At 41.2% G+C, this 20,086-nt stretch carries 11 protein-coding genes; 6 read left to right on the top strand and 5 right to left on the bottom strand.

What is annotated here, in order from left to right:
• Window positions 1-70: 70 nt before the first annotated feature.
• Together D0T49_RS06120 and D0T49_RS06115 are read left to right on the top strand one after the other, a co-directional pair.
• Window positions 71-4,480: a two-component regulator propeller domain-containing protein gene (locus tag D0T49_RS06120; RefSeq protein ID WP_163629712.1), complete on the top strand. Its 4,410-nt coding sequence runs from the start codon at window positions 71-73 to the stop codon at window positions 4,478-4,480.
• 450 nt (window positions 4,481-4,930) lie between these two features.
• Complete coding sequence (locus tag D0T49_RS06115; RefSeq protein ID WP_163629711.1) at window positions 4,931-6,151, top strand: L-serine ammonia-lyase; 1,221 nt, start codon at window positions 4,931-4,933, stop codon at window positions 6,149-6,151.
• A 219-nt stretch (window positions 6,152-6,370) separates the two neighbouring features.
• On the opposite strand, the gene D0T49_RS06110 is transcribed toward D0T49_RS06115, so the two are convergent.
• Entirely contained in the window at window positions 6,371-7,144 is a 774-nt protein-coding gene (locus D0T49_RS06110; protein WP_163629710.1) for an AMP nucleosidase, read from the bottom strand.
• Between the two features lie 64 nt (window positions 7,145-7,208).
• Here D0T49_RS06110 and D0T49_RS06105 point away from each other — a divergent pair, with 64 nt between their 5' ends.
• Window positions 7,209-7,673 (top strand): type I restriction enzyme HsdR N-terminal domain-containing protein, encoded by a 465-nt coding sequence (locus D0T49_RS06105; protein ID WP_163629709.1) that lies wholly within the window; start codon window positions 7,209-7,211, stop codon window positions 7,671-7,673.
• On the opposite strand, the gene lgt is transcribed toward D0T49_RS06105, so the two are convergent.
• The 3 genes from lgt to tilS all read right to left on the bottom strand — a co-directional run bounded on the left by lgt (window position 7,666) and on the right by tilS (window position 13,478).
• Window positions 7,666-8,583: a prolipoprotein diacylglyceryl transferase gene (gene lgt / locus D0T49_RS06100; protein WP_163629708.1), complete on the bottom strand. Its 918-nt coding sequence runs from the start codon at window positions 8,581-8,583 to the stop codon at window positions 7,666-7,668. The two genes, D0T49_RS06105 and lgt, sit on opposite strands and share 8 nt — an antisense overlap.
• Before the next feature lie 75 nt (window positions 8,584-8,658).
• Complete coding sequence (secA, locus tag D0T49_RS06095) at window positions 8,659-11,955, bottom strand: preprotein translocase subunit SecA (protein WP_163629749.1); 3,297 nt, start codon at window positions 11,953-11,955, stop codon at window positions 8,659-8,661.
• A 203-nt stretch (window positions 11,956-12,158) separates the two neighbouring features.
• A complete protein-coding gene (tilS, locus tag D0T49_RS06090; RefSeq protein WP_163629707.1) occupies window positions 12,159-13,478 on the bottom strand; it encodes a tRNA lysidine(34) synthetase TilS in 1,320 nt (439 codons plus the stop codon).
• A gap of 86 nt (window positions 13,479-13,564) precedes the next feature.
• Between tilS and nadD the strand changes: the two genes are divergently transcribed.
• The 3 genes from nadD (at window position 13,565) to kbl (ending at window position 17,970) form a co-directional block, all read left to right on the top strand.
• Window positions 13,565-14,161: a nicotinate (nicotinamide) nucleotide adenylyltransferase gene (nadD, locus tag D0T49_RS06085; RefSeq protein WP_203583431.1), complete on the top strand. Its 597-nt coding sequence runs from the start codon at window positions 13,565-13,567 to the stop codon at window positions 14,159-14,161.
• Between the two features lie 13 nt (window positions 14,162-14,174).
• Window positions 14,175-16,319 carry a Tex family protein gene (locus D0T49_RS06080; protein ID WP_163629706.1) on the top strand — a complete coding sequence of 715 codons (2,145 nt, stop codon included), beginning with the start codon at window positions 14,175-14,177 and terminating at the stop codon, window positions 16,317-16,319.
• A 460-nt stretch (window positions 16,320-16,779) separates the two neighbouring features.
• Complete coding sequence (gene kbl, locus D0T49_RS06075) at window positions 16,780-17,970, top strand: glycine C-acetyltransferase (protein ID WP_163629705.1); 1,191 nt, start codon at window positions 16,780-16,782, stop codon at window positions 17,968-17,970.
• 752 nt (window positions 17,971-18,722) lie between these two features.
• Here kbl and D0T49_RS06070 read toward each other — a convergent pair.
• The coding region (locus D0T49_RS06070; RefSeq protein WP_239057014.1) for a fibrobacter succinogenes major paralogous domain-containing protein at window positions 18,723-20,086 on the bottom strand (1,364 nt) is incomplete at its 5' end.

Genomic DNA, 20,086 nt, shown 5'->3' with positions numbered 1-20,086 from the left:
AAATGGAATATAATAAAAATATCATTTAAAGGTTATACTGTTTTAATGTGTTGACAAATAAATACCCATTATGATAAATACCATACTTAAAAAATACATTGCTTTTATATTTCTATTTGGGGGTTTCGCATCGTTACAAGCTGAGGAACAAGCTGTTTTTCAGCATTACTCTATCGACGACGGCCTGTCGCAAAACACCGTAATGGCTATCATGCAGGATAGCAAAGGGTTCATGTGGTTTGGCACATGGGACGGACTGAATAAATTTGACGGATACGAATTTACTATTTATAAATCACGGCCGGGCGACCATAGCAATATCCAAACAAACCGGATTGACTATATACATGAAGACAATTACGGCTTTATCTGGATTCAGACCTACGACGGTAAATTTCACCGTTTCGACCCCAAAACCGAACAGTTTTATAGCCTCCCTTATCAAACAAACCGTTTTCGATATGGTGTAGAGCGGTCTAAAAGGATTGCAGAAACATCCACCGGAGATATATGGATTGCAACAAACGAAATAGGTGCTTTAAGAATAGTTACCGACCCTAAAACCTTTGATTTAAAAGTAATAGAGTACTCTGTTCTCTCGGCCAATGCAATAGACGATAATCATGTAAACTTCATATTCGAAGATACAAACCAAAATATATGGATTGGTACAACACAAGGAATACAAAGCGTCAATATCAACTCGAACCAGATAAAAAAGCACAAGCCAAACGGCAATAACTCTAAAAGCGGCTTTTATTCGATAGACGAAACAAAAGAATCGATATGGCTTGGCGACGGTAATGGAAATGTATGGCTGTTCTCGAAAGATGAGAACAAATTTAAAGCCATCGCTCTCCAAAACGGCACAAGAGTATCTGACATTAAAGCGATAGATAACGAAAATATCATATTTACTACCTACGGAAACGGATTTTACACATACTCTGTAACTGATGACAAACTTATAAACATCAACAGCAGCAACACCAAAGCAATAACATCCGACAATTTCATGTCGGTACAGATTGATTCGCACAACATAGCATGGTTCGAATCGGAGCAAACAGGAGTATTCCGTTATAAACCAAGCGATAAATCGGTAAAATACTTTCAGCCCAAAGTGGACAATGTAAACGAACGGTCGCTGTTACCCAATTTCATCGTTTTCGAAGATATAAAAAAACGCCTATGGATAAACCCGCAGGGAGGAGGATTCTCATTATACAACCGCGATAAAGATGAGTTAGAGTACTTTTATAATGAGCCGGAGGGCGTAAACCGCCATTTTTCCAACATAATCCACTCTATGTATGTAGACCGCAACGGCAATATATGGTTAAGCACATACAATAAGGGATTGGATAAAATAAGCATTTTACCTTCGCAGTTTTATTTGGGCAAACCAAACAAGAAGGAAAACACATTAACATCGAATGAGATACGCTCATTTCTGCAAACCTCGGACGGCAATATCATAATAGCTACCAAAGACGGTACTATCCGTTTTTTCAACAGTACGCTTAATGAATTAGGAGTATTATCGGCAAATGGAGCCTTAAATTCGGGTGCAAAAACAGATGATTTAGCCTATTGCATGTTCGAGGACAGCCGCAAAAACATTTGGATAGGAACAAAAGGCGGAGGATTATTAAAACTAACACCTGACTATACAAATGCTGAAAAACCACGTTACAAACTAAAACGGTTTACCAACAATCCGCTCGACAACAACAGCCTGACCAACGACAACATATATAGCATAATAGAAGATAACCTCGGCAATATTATAATAGGCACATTTGGAGGGGGAATAAACATTGTATCCGAAATTGGAGGACAGGTTTCGTTCATCAGCTACAAAAACCTGCTGACCTCCTACCCCATCAATACCTGCGAAAAAGTAAGGCATTTGCTTCAGGACGGAAACACGCTTTGGGTGGCTACTGCAAACGGGCTTTTGCAAATAGACAACTACATGAATATAGGACACTCCAGAGAGTTCTATATCGAAAAGCTGCCAAACGTAGAAACCAGCCTAAGCAATAATGACGTACATTATCTCCACAAAAGCAGTACGGGAGAGCTTTGGATAGGCACATTCGGAGGAGGGCTCTCCAAACTGCTGAAAAAAGCCGACGAAAACTCAACCGCTGTTTTCGAACACTATACCAGCGACGATGGAATGTATAGCGACATTGTGCTGTGCATACAGGAAGACCGTAAAGGTAATCTCTGGCTGAGTTCCGAAAGCGGGCTATCGCGCTTTAACCCCAAAACAAATTTCTTTCAGAAATTTAATTTATTCAGCGGTAACGAGCAAGGATATTTCTCCGAAGCCGCAGGGTTTTATTCCAAAGACGGGAACATGTTTTTCGGGTGTAATATGGGATATTACACATTCCGCCCCGACATGATAGAACTGAGCAACGACGTACCTTCTGTTCAGTTTACCCGCTTTCAGTTATTTAACAACGATGTGAAGATAGGCGAAAAAAATTCTCCGCTGAAGCAAAGCATTGGACACACCGAAGAAATAAAGCTGGCACGCAAGCAATCGGTTTTCAGTATCGAATATGCCGCACTGGAGTACACCAATCCGGAAAAAATAAGCTATGCCTTCATGCTCGAAGGATTTGAAAACGGCTGGAACTACGTGCAAAGCCAGCGAAAAGCAACTTATACCAACATTCCGAAAGGAACATACCACTTCAAGGTAAAATCGACAAACAATGAAGGGGTGTGGGTAGACAACGAACGTGTGCTGAAAGTAAAAATACTCCCATCGTTCTGGGAAACTCCTATTGCATATTTTATATACTTCATCCTTTTTGCACTTGCCCTATACATCGTTTTCTACATGACAAGGATGTATTCACGACTGAAAAACGATGTGGTAATCGAACAAAAAGTAACCGATATAAAACTCCGTTTTTTCACTAATATATCCCATGAATTGCGCACACCTCTAAGCCTGATTCTTGGGCCGGTAGAGAATATACTGAAAAACGAAAAAACATCCGAATCCGTCAAAGAACAATTAGTAGTAGTACAAAAAAACGGCGACAGGATGCTGCGGCTCATTAACCAGATATTGGATTTCAGAAAAATACAGAATAAGAAAATGCGTTTAAAAATACAACCTACACGCATCGATTTATTGATTAAAGAAATTTGCTCCAATTTTACGAAAGAAGCATTAGAGAAAAACATACGGTTTAATTTTGTCAACGAATCACCCGGTACAGTTTTGTGGATAGACAGGGATAAAACAGACATGATTATTTACAACTTGCTTTCCAATGCCTTTAAATATACCCCAGCAGGGAAAACAATAGAAGTACGGATTTCTACCATTAACCCTAATGGCGATGTACAAGTAAAAGTTGTAGACGAAGGAGTAGGCATTGCACGCGAGAAGCGGCTATTTCTGTTCGAACGCTTTACTTCGGCCAACGAAATTCAAAGCCTCAGCAGCCAAAAAGGAACCGGCATCGGGCTTAATCTGGTAAAGGAACTAGTGGACTTGCACAAAGGGGTGATTGAGGTGGAAAGCGAGCTTAACAAAGGCACTACTTTTACAGTAACTTTCCGTGGCGGCAAAGAGCATTTTGGGAATGACGTAGATTACGTGGTAGAAGATAAGCTGGAAAGTGAGAATGATAACCAGGAAACACATCAGGGTAGCCTGGATATCGAACACCTTGTATTATCCAAAGATGCTCCCCTGCTGTTAGTAGTGGAAGATAATGATGAAATGAGAAATTTCCTCACCAATGTCCTGAAAAAAGACTATCGGGTACAATCAGCCTCAGATGGCGAAGAAGGCTGGAAAATGGCACAGGAAATCATCCCCGACCTGGTTATATCCGACCTGATGATGCCGAATATGGATGGCTTGCAGTTTACTGAGAAAATGAAGAATGACGCCCGTACAAGCCATATACCTATTATATTATTAACGGCAAAATCAGCCATAGAAAGCCGTTTGGAGGCAATGAAGTATGGTGCTGAGGATTATATTACCAAGCCTTTCAGTCCTGTATATCTCGAAGCACGGGTAGAGAATATACTTGAGCAGCGCAGACGCTTACAGGAAACCTACAGGAAAAACCTGTTGGAACTGGAGCCTGCCAAAGTAGAAATTACGTCGCAGGATGAGATATTCCTTGCTAAGCTACTCGATATTATGGAGCGAAATATGGACAACAGTGAACTAACTGTAGACGATGTTGTTTCTGAAATAGGACTGGGAAGAACCGTGTTTTTCAATAAGCTGAAAGGGCTGACAGGGCTTTCGCCCATTGAGTTTATCAGGGAGATAAGGATAAAAAGGGCGGCACAGCTTTTGCAAGCCGGCGAACATAATATATCAGAAATTACTTATATGGTGGGAATGAGCGATTCACGGTATTTCAGCAAATGTTTTAAGAAAATATACGGAATGACTCCATCGGAGTATAAAAAGAGTTTGGAGTAAGGAGGAGTCAAGAATTAAGAACACCGGAATCTCTATAAGCCCATATTAACCACTTCCTTTTTCAAGCCCTCTTGCAGGTAGCCAAAAAGGGATATATGTTACAAAAGGTCTACATGTTTTTATTATTTATTTTCCGTTGTTTCTTAAAATAACAGTCCATTAATTTTTTGTATCTTAATGAAAACCAAATGATTACAAAATCACAGGATTATTTTTTTAAATATCTGAAAATCAACAACTTAAAAACTACAAAATTCTGTTTTTTTTAAGTTTACAAACAATTATTGGATGTGTTTTACAAAGTATGCTGACTTTTCAAGTCAGCATACTTTTCAAAACATCTCCCAATTATTAAAGACTTTAATTTATAATTCGTAGAATTCAAAACTGTTTCTAAAATACGACATTAATTTTCATCAAACACTTAAGGCAATATATTGCAACATTTTTATGGAATCTATTAAATCTATATTTCGCATAGGGTATGGCCCTTCGAGTAGCCACACTATGGCGCCACGTATGGCAGCCACACAGTTCAAAGAACGTACACCCGAAGCCGTATCTTACCAGGTAAGCCTGTATGGGAGCCTTGCTGCAACAGGACGCGGTCACCTTACGGATGTTGCAATCATTGATGCTATGAGCCCCATACCTGTAGAGATATTATGGTTTCCACAGATAGTATTACCAATCCATACAAACGGAATGAAGTTTGAAGCATTCGACGAAGGACGCAAACTACTGCAAGAATGGACTGTATACAGCATAGGCGGCGGTAAGATTATTGACGAAAATTCACGCATTACCGAAAAACATATTTATACACACACTACCATATCAGATATACTCGAATGGATTGACGAGGAAGGCAAAACATACTGGGAATACGTGCAAGACCATGAGGAGAGCGATATATGGGACTATCTGAACGAAGTATGGCAGGTTATGCAACAATCGGTACGCGAAGGGCTGGAAAACGAAGGTGTACTCCCCGGAGGGCTTAGTTTAAGAAGAAAAGCAGCTTCATATTATGTAAAAGCAAGTGGCTATAAGGACAGCTTGAAAAACCGTTGCCAAATCATGGCTTATGCACTTGCGGTATCAGAACAAAATGCATCGGGAGGATTGGTCGTTACCGCACCTACCTGTGGCTCTGCCGGAATTATACCAGCCGTACTGTATCACCTGAAACACACCCACAACTTTTCGGATATTTCAATACTTCGGGCATTGGCTACAGCAGGACTTTTTGGTAATGTTGTAAAAAACAATGCTTCTATATCGGGAGCCGAAGTAGGCTGTCAGGGCGAAGTAGGCACAGCCTGTGCTATGGCTGCCGCAGCAGCAAACCAACTATACGGAGGTACTCCTTACCAGATAGAATATGCCGCCGAAATGGGATTGGAACACCATTTGGGGCTCACGTGCGACCCTGTATGCGGGTTGGTACAAATCCCATGTATCGAGAGAAACTCGTTCGCAGCACTAAGGGCATTCGATGCAAACCTCGCCTCAATGCTTTCGGATGGAAAACATTTTGTCAGTTTCGATAAAGTGGTAGAAACCATGCGACTGACAGGAAAAGACCTACCAAGCCTGTACAAAGAAACCGCCGAAGGAGGGCTTGCTATTGTAGGCAGGCCGACAAAGAAGAACAAGGATAGTAAATAAGAGAGTAATACTAAAATGATTGGTCAGATATATGGAAAAGAGAGTGTCTCAAAAAAGAGAACGCAAATTACACAGATTACGCAAATCTTATTTCGTTGAAATAAAGCAAGTTTAAAAAATAAAATTTGCGTAATCTGCGTAATTTGCGTTCAAAAAAGACTTTTGAGACACCTTCTTTTCATTTTGGCATCTTGGTATATATATACTTCTTTAGCTAAATTATTCGAATCGCAAATGCTTGATTGTCCGGCTGTTGTTTATCAACGAGGTAAGCGACTTAACCCCAATCTTAATGTGTTCTTCAACAAAGCTTGCGGTTACTTGCTTATCACTTTCTATTGTTTTCACACCATCTATCCGCATAGGCATATCCGACACAAGCAATAAAGCTCCGGTAGGAATACTGTTGTAAAAACCGACGGAAAACAATGTTGCAGTTTCCATATCCACAGCCATAGCACGTGTCACACGCAAGTATCTTTTAAAATCATCATCATGTTCCCACACACGGCGGTTGGTAGTGTAAACCGTTCCTGTCCAATAATCTTTGCCAAAGTCGCGAATATTGGAGGATACAGCCCGCTGTAAGCTAAATGCCGGAAGTGCAGGAACCTCAGCCGGAAAGTAGTCATTAGAAGTACCTTCGCCACGTATAGCCGCACTGGGAAGAATATAATCGCCTACTTTGTTCTTATTGCGCAACCCGCCGCATTTCCCTAAAAACAATACAGCTTTAGGACTTATAGCTGATAAAATATCCATAATAACAGCAGCATTGGGGCTTCCCATGCCAAAATTAATCATGGTTATACCTTTGGCGGAGGCATTGGGCATATTCCCGTCTTTTCCCAACACAGGTACATCATTCCACTGAGCAAACAACTCGACATAATTATTAAAATTGGTGAGCAGTATATAATCGTCAAACTCGCTCAACGGACGCTTTGTATATCTTGGCAGCCAATTTTCAACAATCTCTTTTTTGGTTTTCATAGGCTCATATTCTACTTTTGTTTGTACCTTTGCAATATACTTCAGAGTTTCAAAGTTACAAAAAATGTATCAACTAAATCTTCCGGAATATCAATTTAAAATAAAAAAACAAAACGAGCGGTTTTTTGTTTTCGACCAGCAACGTAAACGCTATGTAGCGCTTACTCCCGAAGAATGGGTGAGGCAGCATTTTATACGCTTCCTGATTGAAGAAATGAATTATCCGGCATCGCTACTTGCTATAGAGCATCAGATTGACCTGAATAATATGAAGAAACGTTGCGATGCTGTTTTGTTCAACAATTATGCAAATCCCAACCTCATTATTGAGTTTAAAGCCCCAAACGTACCCATTACACAGAAAGTGTTCGACCAGGTAGCTGTATACAATGTAAAGCTAAACGTTCAGTTTTTCATGGTAAGCAACGGCTTGGAACATTATTGCTGTAGGGTAGATACAAAAAATGCCCGGTATGATTTTTTACCGGACATTCCAAAATATGAGGATTTCTTAAAATTAATTATTTAGTCTTTTTCTTTGCTGCGCTTTCCTTTTCATTTTTTTCCGTACTTGCCGAACGTATAACAGAGTGTTCCTCTTTTTTCTTTTCTTCCTCTATGGGCTTCATTCTGCTTGCCCGGATAATCAGGTAAATTCCCCAGATAATAAACGGCACACTCAGCCATTGCCCCATATTCAGGAACATGGTAGCTTCAAAATCAACCTGGTTGAACTTGATGAACTCAAGCAGAAAACGGGTTCCAAATATACCTATCAGAAATACACCGAATATCAATCCCGGTCGTTTATACGATTTCTTTTTCCAATACATCCACCAGATAATGGCAAATGTAATGAGGCAATACAACATTTCATATATCTGCGTGGGGTGACATGGCAATTCCCCTGCCCCTCCCAACTCAATGGGCATATGCCACATAAGGTCTCTTACAAACCTGAATCCCCAAGGCAGCGTAGTAGGGCCACCATATATTTCGGAGTTCATCAGATTTCCCAGACGGATTAAAGCTCCGCCTACGGCAACTCCGATTACCAACCTGTCGAGCATCCATACAAAGCCCTTATGGGTTACTTTTTTATTATAGAAATACATGGCTATCAACAAGCCTACAGCACCTCCATGGCTGGCAAGCCCTCCTTCCCATATATACAACATTTCCCAAGGGTGCAAAAGGTAATAAACCGGGTCGTAAAAAAGACAATGCCCCAAACGTGCTCCCACGATAAGACCTATAGTTCCATAGATGAACAATTTATCAGCCCATGCCTCAGGATGCTTTTCGTATTTGAAAATCTTTTTTACAATCTCCCAAGCCACCAGAATTGCAGCAGCCCAAAGCAAACCATACCACCGAACGGTAAGCGGGCCAATACTGAAAATTTCAGGGTCAACGTTCCATGTAATATAATTAAGCATAATTTTTTATATCTACTATTTTAAGAACTAAGACGATTTACGATTCATACCACTACTCGCTATTAGCTACTAACCCTATGCACCGTGACAGTTCTTGTACTTTTTACCGCTTCCACATGGGCAAGGGTCGTTACGTCCCACTTTCTTTTCCTGACGAACCAGAGGCTCAGGGCGTTGCTGTTCACGAGTATCCTGCCTTGTAGGGTCGTTAGATGCAACCTCGTCTTTTTGCGTTTTATATTTGCTGTAATCCTGACGGCGTTCTTCCTGTGCCTCACGCACGTGTTCCGGCTCACGCATAGGAATCTGGCCACGCATCAGTATCGACATAACCTTGCGGTTCATCGATTCCATCATTTTTTTGAACAGACCGAACGATTCCAGTTTATAAATCAACAATGGGTCTTTCTGTTCATAGCTCGCATTTTGCACCGAGTTACGCAATTCGTCCAACTGACGCAAATGTTCTTTCCACTCGTCATCCACTACGAACAACAAAGTTTGTTTTTCAAACGCCTTTACTATTTCTTTCGATTCAGTCTTATAAGCGTCTTCCAAACGAACAGAAACGTTATACATTCGTTTTCCGTCAGTAATAGGAATCAAAATATTTTCGTACTGCTTTCCACGTGTTTCATACACTTGTTTGATAACTGGATTTGCCGTAGTAGCCAGTTTATCCATTTTACGTTTGAAATTCTCAATAGCGGCATCGGCTATTTTTTCCGATATGTCTTTAGCTTTCGTTGAGCGGAAATCATCGGCCGAAAGCGGCGTATCCATTGCAAACACCTTGAGCAATTCCTCTTGTAAGTATTCGTAATCTTCTGTTTCTTTTGTACTTTCGGCAATAGCTTCCGCAGTATCATATATCATGTTGGTAATATCCACCCCGATACGCTCGCCCATCAACGCATGGCGGCGTTTTGAATATACAACCTCACGTTGCGAGTTCATCACATCGTCATACTCAAGCAGGCGTTTACGAATACCAAAGTTATTTTCTTCCACTTTTTTCTGAGCACGTTCTATCGATTTTGAAATCATAGAGTGTTCAATCATCTCACCCTCGCTGAATCCGAGTTTATCCATAACACCGGAAATACGCTCAGAACCGAAAAGACGCATCAAATCGTCCTCAAGCGAAACGTAAAACACCGAAGAACCCGGGTCACCCTGACGCCCTGCACGACCACGCAACTGGCGGTCGACACGGCGGCTCTCATGCCTTTCCGTACCGATAATAGCCAAACCACCCGCTTCTTTTACTTCTGCGCTCAGCTTGATGTCGGTACCACGACCAGCCATATTGGTAGCTATAGTAACCGTACTGCGCTGTCCTGCTTCTGCCACAATATCCGCCTCACGTTGGTGGAGCTTGGCATTCAGCACATTATGTTTTATCTTCTGAATGGTAAGCATACGGCTCAGCAATTCGGAAATCTCTACCGAAGTTGTACCCACAAGCACAGGACGGCCTGCATTTACCAATTCCACTATTTCGTTGATAACTGCTGTATATTTTTCGCGCTTGGTCTTATAAACGCGGTCTTCCATATCATTACGGGAGATGGCGCGGTTGGTAGGAATAACCACAACATCCAGTTTGTAGATGTCCCAAAACTCACCTGCTTCTGTCTCAGCCGTACCTGTCATACCCGACAGCTTGTGATACATACGGAAATAGTTTTGTAGTGTAATGGTAGCAAAAGTTTGCGTAGCAGCTTCAACCGTAACACGTTCTTTAGCTTCGATAGCTTGGTGCAAACCATCTGAGTAACGGCGGCCTTCCATAATACGACCTGTCTGCTCATCTACAATTTTCACTTTATTCTCAAGAACTACATATTCCACATCTTTCTCGAAAAGTGTATATGCCTTGAGTAGCTGGTTGATAGTATGCACACGCTCCGACTTTACAGCGTAATTCTGCATAATATCATCTTTTTTAGCCTGCTTTTCGTCTGCCGATAGCGATGTTTCTTTTTCCAGTTCGGCTATATCAGCCCCCACGTCAGGCAATACGAAAAATTCAGGGTCTTCCGAGCTTTCTGTAATCAGGTCGATACCTTTATCGGTAAGTTCTATAGAATTATTTTTTTCGTCGATAACAAAATACAGAGGGTCGGTAGCTATATGCATATTACGGTTGTTCTCCTGCATATAGAACTCTTCTGTTTTAAGCAATGCAGCTCTTACTCCCTGCTCACTAAGGTATTTTATAAGCGCCTTATTCTTAGGCATACCTTTGTACGAACGGAACAATGCTAATGCACCTTCTTCACGTTTTTTCTCATCTTCGGATTTCATCAGGTTACGTGCTTCGGCAAGGTATTCTGTCGCAAGTTTTTTCTGAACACTCACCAATTTTTCCACACGCGGGCGAAGGTCTTCAAAAAGCTGGTCGTCACCTTTCGGCACCGGCCCTGATATAATCAGCGGAGTACGGGCATCGTCAATCAATACGGAGTCCACCTCATCCACAATAGCATAATTGTGTTTGCGCTGAACAAGGTCGAGCGGGCTTGTAGCCATATTATCCCGCAAGTAGTCGAAACCAAATTCGTTATTTGTACCAAAAGTAATGTCAGCCATGTAAGCCTGACGACGTTCTTCCGAGTTGGGGCGATGCCTGTCAATACAATCCACGCTTAACCCATGAAACATATACAAAGGCCCCATCCATTCCGAGTCACGTTTTGCAAGATAATCGTTCACCGTTACCACATGTACACCATTGCGTGTAAGGGCATTAAGGAACACAGGCAATGTAGCTACCAGTGTTTTACCCTCACCGGTTGCCATCTCGGCAATTTTTCCTTTATGCAATACCACCCCACCAAATAGCTGTACATCATAGTGTATCATTTCCCATTTGGTAAGATTACCACCTGCAGTCCATTCACTTTTGTAGTGCGCTTTATCGCCGTCGATATATACAAAGTCATGCTTTATAGCCAGTTCACGGTCGAAATCGTTAGCTGTTACTACTATCTCATCATTTTCGGTAAGGCGACGGGCAGTATCTTTTATAATTGAAAAAGCCTCCGGAAGCACTTCTTCCAATACTTTTTCAAATTTTTCGGTTATTTCTTTTTCGAGCTTGTCTATTTCATCGTAAATCTTTTCACGCTGAGTGATTTCAGTTTCCTCAATACTTGCTTTCAGCGAAGCTACTTTATCTCTTTCCGGCGCTACGTAATCCTGAATACGTTTTTTCAGGTCTTCGGTACGTTGGCGCAACTCATCATTATTCAGTTTTTCTATTTCAGAATAAGCTTTTTTTACCTTTTCTACATACGGTTCTATTTCTCTCAAATCACGTTGAGCTTTATTTCCAAAAAGTTTACTCAAAACATCATTAAATCCCATGCTATATTTGGTTTTATTTATTTTATAATTAACGAAAATATCGTCTTTCTCCGTTTTTTTCAAAAAAAAGACTGACAAAGATAATGTTTTTGATTGTATAAACGACAGAGAAAAAGCATTTTTTAAGAAGCTGTAAACTTAAATATCGCTAAATTATAAGGGAGATAAAAAGGTCTGAGAAGGGTGATTGCCCAGGAAAGCAGCTATAATTCAATTTCCAGAATTTCGTTAGTATCTGACGACACCCGAAAACGGTTGTCCGTTCTGTACCCCACTATCCATACAATATCATTGCCCGAAAGCAGGATCCAACATTGCTCTTTTTGCAACAGACTAAATTTCAGGTCGATAAAAAAGTCACTTACTTTCTTCTTGCCTTTCATCCCAAAGGGTATAAACACATCCCCCTCTTGCCAATGCCTGAGCTGCAAAGGGTATTGTATTTTAGAAGCATCCAAGTGAATTTTATTTGGAAGTTTTGAAGCCTGAAAATCCGGAGTACGAACAAGATTTTTAAACTCCATCTGCAAAGGCTCGTTAATTGACGTTTGCCCTTTCGGAATAAGGTATATATTATCATCAACACTTTGCTTTGGGAAAAGGAGAAGTTCTTCCCTATCCTTCACAAGCATATATTTTTCAGAAAAAAAACGTTTCCCCGATTCGCCATACAATAACTTACTTATTTGCCCTATCGCATCGGGCGTAAAGCCATAAGGATATAATATCTCATACAAAACAGTGTGAAAAGCAGGTTGAGCAACAAGTTGTTTTATATCAATACTGATTTGCGCTCCCTCTTTCTTTACTATCTTTTCAGCGATGTTTTTTATAGCCGATTCGTAAATCGTACAAGTATCCTCAAACCGCCTTACCGAATCGTATAAGGTTTGCCTTACGGCGGGGTTAATACTTTCCAATTCAGGAATAATAATATTTCTTATTTTATTCCGGCTATAGTCATTCTGTTTATTGGTCGAATCTACTATGTAACCAATATTATTGGCGGCTAAATACAATTCTATTTCCTCTCTCGAACAGGCAAGAAGCGGACGTACCACCTTTCCGTTTCGGGAAGGAATACCACGTAAACCACGCAAACCCGTACCACGTATCAGATTCAGCAACAGCGTTTCGATACTATCATCGGCATGATGCGCAACGGCTATTGCTTGTACATCTAATTTTTCTGCCAATTCGTAAAACCAACTGTAACGCAAATCACGGGCAGCCATTTCGATAGATATACCCTTCTCCTGAGCATACCCTACAGTATCAAAATCTATTTTATGAAACGGAACATCATTCTTCTGCGAAAAATCACAGACAAATTTCTCATCCCTGTCTGATTCCTCGCCCCGCAAATGGAAGTTGCAATGCGCCACAATACACTCGTACCCTAATGATAAAAGGACATGCAACAATGCCATCGAATCGGCACCACCGCTCACCGTTACCAACACAGGCTTACCTGATGTTAATAATTGATGTTCCTGAATATAAGACTGAACTTTTTCGTTCATAAAAGGTATTATTTTTTATCGTATCTTTGCATTGCATTAATAATGCAAACCGAAAGGCAAAGATATTAATTTTTCGAGGATAATAAATGGCAGAAAAAAACAACCATATAAAAGTAGGATTATATTTTGGTTCTTTCAATCCTGTTCATTACGGGCATCTGAACCTTGCAAATGACATACTGAAACTGCGTTTAGTCGACGAAATATGGTTTATTGTTTCCCCTCACAACCCTTTGAAAAAAGATTCGGACCTGATAGACGAAAAATACCGTTTTGAGATGCTGAAACTGGCAACGGCACATAATAAAAACATGAAAGTTTCGGATATAGAATTCAGCATGCCGAAGCCCTCGTACACTATAGATACACTACACTTGCTTTCTTCCGAATATCCTGGTTATGCCTTTTATTTGTTGATAGGCAGCGACAATGCTTTGGTTTTCGACAAATGGAAAAGCTACGAGGAAATTTTAGCAGAATACTCTGTACTTGTTTATCCGCGACGTGGGTATAATTTTATAGAAGTAGCAAGCAAATTTCCCCAAATGCAACTACTCGACACGCCATATTACGATATTTCGTCGACTGAAATACGGAATAATATACACGCTAAAGAAGCTGACAAATGGCTACCACAGGAAGTAAAGCAATATATTTCAGAAAACAATTTGTATAAAAAATAAATCCTATTACCATATGTCTACCGACAATATTTCACAGCAATTTATAAAACTGATTTCCGACAGTTTGCAATTATCCGAAAAGCAAATACGCAATGCCATCCAACTGCTGAACGAAGGAGCAACCATCCCATTCATAAGCCGTTACCGTAAGGAAATGACCGGAGGGATGGACGAAGTACTGTTAGCCGAAGCAAAAGAGCTTTACGAGAAACTATGTGAACTTGCAAAACGCAAAGAAACCGTTCTTTCTACCATCGCAGAACAAGGCAAACTAACTGACGAACTAAAGAGCCGAATTGAAAATTGTTGGAACATGACCGAGTTGGAAGACATTTATCTTCCGTATAAACCTAAACGCCGCACACGTGCCGAAATAGCCCGTGAAAAAGGATTGGAACCTTTGGCTAAAATGCTGATGAAACAAAATTCAGACGATATAGAGCGATTGGCGTTAGGTTTTGTAAAAGAGTCGGTTGAGAACGTTGAAGACGCACTGAAAGGCGCACGCGACATTATTGCCGAATGGATAAACGAGAGCGAAGCCGCACGAAACTCGGTACGCAATGTGTTCGCACGCGAAGCGATGATTACTTCCAAGGTTATCAAAGGAAAGGAGGAAGACGGACAAAAATACCGCGATTATTTCGAAATGAGTGAAAAACTCGCGCGCGTTTCGTCGCACCGCTTGCTTGCCATGCGCAGGGGCGAGTCCGAAGGTTTTCTGCGTGTGGGTATCAGTCCTGACGACGAACATAGCATCGAACGCTTGGAGCGTATTTTTATAAAAGGTGATAACGAATCGGCCGAACAGGTTTTTGATGCTTTGGAAGACAGCTACAAACGTCTGCTGAAACCATCTATCGAAACCGAATTTGCATCGTCGAGCAAGCAGAAAGCCGATATGGAAGCAATCCGGGTGTTTGCCGAAAATTTACGACAGTTACTATTAGCACCTCCATTGGGGCAAAAACGTGTATTAGGTATCGACCCCGGATTCCGTACAGGGTGCAAAGTGGTTTGTATGGATGCACAAGGCAACCTGCTGCATAACGAAACCATCTACCCTCACCCACCACAAAACGAGTACCAACAGGCTATGCGAAAGGTACAGAAAATGGTAGAGGCATACGATATTGAAGCTATTGCTATAGGTAATGGTACAGCCGGACGCGAAACCGAACAGTTTATACAAAATACACGCTTCGACCGCAAGGTACAGGTTTTCGTAGTAAGCGAAAATGGAGCATCTATCTATTCTGCATCAAAAATAGCCCGCGAGGAATTTCCCGATTATGACGTTACTGTACGTGGGGCGGTTTCGATAGGGCGCAGGCTGATGGACCCCTTGGCAGAATTGGTAAAGATTGACCCTAAGTCAATCGGTGTAGGGCAATACCAACACGACGTAGACCAAGGGATGCTCAAAAAAGCCCTCGACCAAACCGTAGAGAATGCCGTAAATAAAGTGGGTGTAAACTTAAATACTGCAAGTAAACACTTACTTACGTATATATCCGGGCTTGGGCCTCAATTGGCTCAAAATATTGTGGACTATCGTGCCGAGAACGGCGCCTTTGCCAACCGTAAACAACTGATGAAAGTGCCGAAAATGGGTGCAAAGACTTTTGAACAATGCGCCGGATTCCTGCGCATTCCGGATGGTGAGCAACCGCTTGATAATTCGGCTGTCCACCCCGAAAGTTACAAGATAGTGGAAACTATTGCAAAAGATTTAAAAACCGATGTAAAACAACTTATCGGAAATAAGGAATTATTGAAGTCAATCGAACTAAAAAATTATACCACCGATAAAGTCGGCCTCCCTACCCTGACCGATATTGTACAGGAGCTTGAAAAACCGGGAAGAGACCCACGTACAACAATCAAAGTTTTTGAGTTCGACTCCAATGTAAAAACAATAGACGATTTGAAAATTGGCATGGAACTGCCCGGTATCGTGACCAACATCACTAATTTTGGTGCTTTTGTTGATGTGGGAATTAAAGAAAACGGGCTAATCCACGTATCGCAAATGGCCGACCGCTTCATAAGCAATCCGGCGGAAGTAGTTTCGCTACATCAACATGTGAAAGTACGTGTACTGGAAATAGATGCTGCAAGAAAAAGAGTGCAGTTAAAATTATTAGGTAAAGAATAATCGGATTATTTCGGCATTCACTGTTTTTTTATTAAGTACATTATAAAGAACTGAATAACAATCAGTATTTTTCTGGCAATCAAAGATTTTATTTATTTAAGGTATCCACCTACTTCCTTTTGCCTTGATGCAAAAGGAACAAAAACTAATTTCATTGAAGCGCCTACGCTCGGCATAATCCGAGTAAACTCGGTTCTGTTCTTGCTTAAACGGTGTTTTCAAGACTATGCCCGCTTCGCACGAAAAACTTACGCTCAAGGAGCTAAAATCCTCAAACTCGCTACGCTCAAACAATGAGTATTTTTACGCTCCTTTCACTTGTTTTTCGGCTCACCGGACAAGGTCATAAGGTTCCTATAACAGATTGAAAAAACATTTGACATTTTTTCTCATGTACTCTGATTTTTTTAAGTAATTTTGCATCGCAAATAACACAAAAGAACATCAAATATAAATAATCATGTATCAAGAATTTAAATCGCACTTGCAATCTCAGTTGGATGAGATAAAAGAAGCAGGATTGTATAAAAACGAGCGTATCATTACATCTGCTCAGGGAGCTGAAATTGAAGTTTCGGGCGGAAAAAAAGTATTGAACTTTTGTGCAAACAATTATCTGGGACTATCGAACGACCAACGTTTGATTAACGCCGCCAAAAAGGCTATGGACGAACGCGGATATGGCATGTCGTCGGTACGTTTCATCTGTGGAACCCAGGATATGCATAAAAAATTGGAAAAAACTATTGCAGATTTTTTCGGCACTGAAGATACTATCCTTTATGCAGCATGTTTTGATGCTAATGGCGGTGTTTTCGAGCCACTGCTGACTGACGAAGACGCTATTATCTCGGATGCGCTGAACCATGCTTCTATTATCGACGGCGTGCGCCTTTGCAAAGCACAGCGCTACCGCTATGCTAATGCAGATATGGAAGATTTAGAAAACCAACTGAAAAAGGCTCAGGCACAACGCTTCCGCCTCATTGTTACTGACGGTGTTTTCTCTATGGACGGCAACGTAGCTCCGATGGATAAAATTTATGCTTTGGCCGAAAAATACAACGCTATGGTGATGATTGACGAGTCTCACTCAGCCGGTGTGGTAGGAAAAACAGGCCGTGGAGTTACTGAGCAATATAACCTGCACGGAAAAGTTGAAATCATTACCGGAACTTTAGGTAAAGCATTCGGCGGTGCTATTGGCGGATTTACTACCGGTAAAAAAGAGATTATCGACATGCTTCGCCAGCGTTCGCGCCCATACCTGTTCTCAAACTCTATCCCTCCGATGGTAGCTGCTGCCGGAATAGAAATGTTTGAAATTATGAGCTCGACTAACGAACTGCAAGATAAACTGCATGCAAATACAGAATACTTTGTAAAAGGCATGAAAGAAGCCGGATTCGACATTAAACCTACTCAATCGGCTATTTGCGCAGTGATGCTTTACGATGCTAAACTATCGCAAGATATGGCATCGCGCCTGCAAGAAGAAGGCATTTATGTTACAGGCTTCTATTATCCTGTTGTGCCTAAAGGAGAAGCCCGTATACGTGTGCAAATATCGGCAGGACACGAAAAACAACATTTAGACAAATGTATTGCTGCATTTACTAAAGTAGGGAAAGAACTTGGCGTCCTGAAATAACTGAAGGAGAACATAAATCGAGTAGGAGAAAACAAAAATAGTTTTCTCCTATTTTTGTTTTCGACCTCTCACACCACCGTACAAGCGGTTCCTTTTTTACAATACAATTTACTATAATTCAATAGTGTGGGACAATCTGCTTTTAGCAATGCCTCTGACGTTGGGGAACCGGGCTGCCCGACAATCGCCAATAACCTTTAATACGCCCCCACTCCCTCGCTTTCCTGGCGGCATTCCCCTTTATTCATATAAAAGGAATAACCCAAGAACTTCATTCGCCGAACATAACCCACTTGTGTTTTACCCCTGTTGACTTTCAAATAAAGTCTATCATTATTTTCAACTTCGCAAGGTAGAGTTTTAACTCTTGTCATTTGCATAGTCCACTTTTAAGAATCGGTTAATTCTTTCTTTTTTACAACAAAAGTAAAGAATTAACCTTTAATTTTATTTTAAACACAAACTAAGAGGTTGTTTAAATTTTACTCGCAAGATAAATTTTGGTGATTTTTTAGAGAAATTTTGACTTCATTTTACGATTTTAGCGGGCTAAATGAGTAAAATGAAAGGTAAAATTTCACAAAAAAGGACATAATTTATTGCGAAAAAGATATATTCAAAACTATAATAGCGTATTTGTGGAAAATTTAAACAACCTCTAAGGGTAATTTGCGTTCTTTTTCCTTTTGAGACATCCCTCTTTATCTATGCTCTTACAACACCGTACAGTTTTAAAGAAGCCAAAAAGTATCTTATAATTCTGAGATACACCGTACACTTAAGCCGTCCGCACGGTAATTCAGACCCGCAGGGTACACGTTACTACCATTGAAGTTCAGGTTGAGCGAGCACATACTGCTAAGGCTACCACTCCAGTAGCGGCCGCCGGAACCTACGTGGTAGAGCTCGCCAGTAGAGCACTCGCGGTAGCCGGCGGCGGGCAAAAATAAAGTGGTGGTTTCGCCATCAGGCTTAATCTCGTAACCATTAGTACCACCAGTAGAATACCACTCCCAAGTATTAGCTACGGCAGTAGCTTTAGCTCCGGGAGCTGAACCGCCACGGAAGATATCGCTCCATTCGCCTTGAGCAGGAACACGCCAACCACTAGGACATGGGTCGTAAGTGCCGTTTTTTTGGTTACGCCAGTTGAGGTCGGCGGCAGTAGCTTTTGTTACATCAACCCAGTTGTAAGGATAAGAAGGAACTTTAATAAAGGAACCGGAAATACCGGCAGGAAGTGTAGCGTCATTGTTAGTAGACAATGTAGTGGTTGCAGCACTTGTACGCTTCTCGTGACCGTCAGTTTTACGACCCCATTGGTATAAGTCACCGTAAACAGGAGAAGCCTTCATATCGTCGGGAGTTACACCACTACTGAAACTATACACAACGCTTGATGTTGATTTCTGAGCTGCAATAGTTGTAACAGTAGCGCCCAAATTATAACACATAAATTTACTCCAACCACCACTTACGTTTTTAGCACCACAACCAACAGCCACTTCGGCTATATCACTGTTTATACTATTACCATTAGCGTCGGTAACCTGGCAATAGTAACGGCGCATGCCTGAAGCAGTCAAACTGGGAGTGAAAGTATCCGAATCGCCTCCTGTACCGTCTGTCACAGCCTTAGGCTCAGCATTCTGATTAGCAGTGATTTCGTACCATTGGTAAGCAAGAGGAGCTATTCCGGTAGCTGCTACGCTTATGGTAGCGGCGTCAGCACCTATACCTAACAGAGTACCTGCGCCTACAGTTTCTTTCCAGTTGAAAGCACGAGGCTGAGTAGTAATTTGTGGAGCCGAATCACCTGTACAATGCGATACCCATGTAGTACCATTCCATACGTCGAAACAATCAGTAGTAGTGTTGTAAATAGTTAGCCCCTTAGCTAAATCCTTACCATTTACCGATAAGGCATTACGCTGAACGGTAGTAAGCTGAGGCAAGCGAAAACCGCCTGTAGTACCTGTTACTTCTAAAAGTGAAAAACTTTCGGGTGCTTTGTCGGCACCGATTGTTACCTGCGCTTTTGCACTAAAAATGAAAAACGAAAATTGAAAAAGACAGAACAAAATTAAAGTCTGTCGGAATGATTGTTTTCTGTTCA

Source organism: Paludibacter sp. 221, assembly GCF_010501035.1.
Classification (GTDB): Bacteria; Bacteroidota; Bacteroidia; order Bacteroidales; family Paludibacteraceae; genus QVMH01.
The sequence above is the reverse complement of the archived record's forward strand: the minus strand, read 5'-3'. Positions and strand labels throughout refer to the sequence as shown.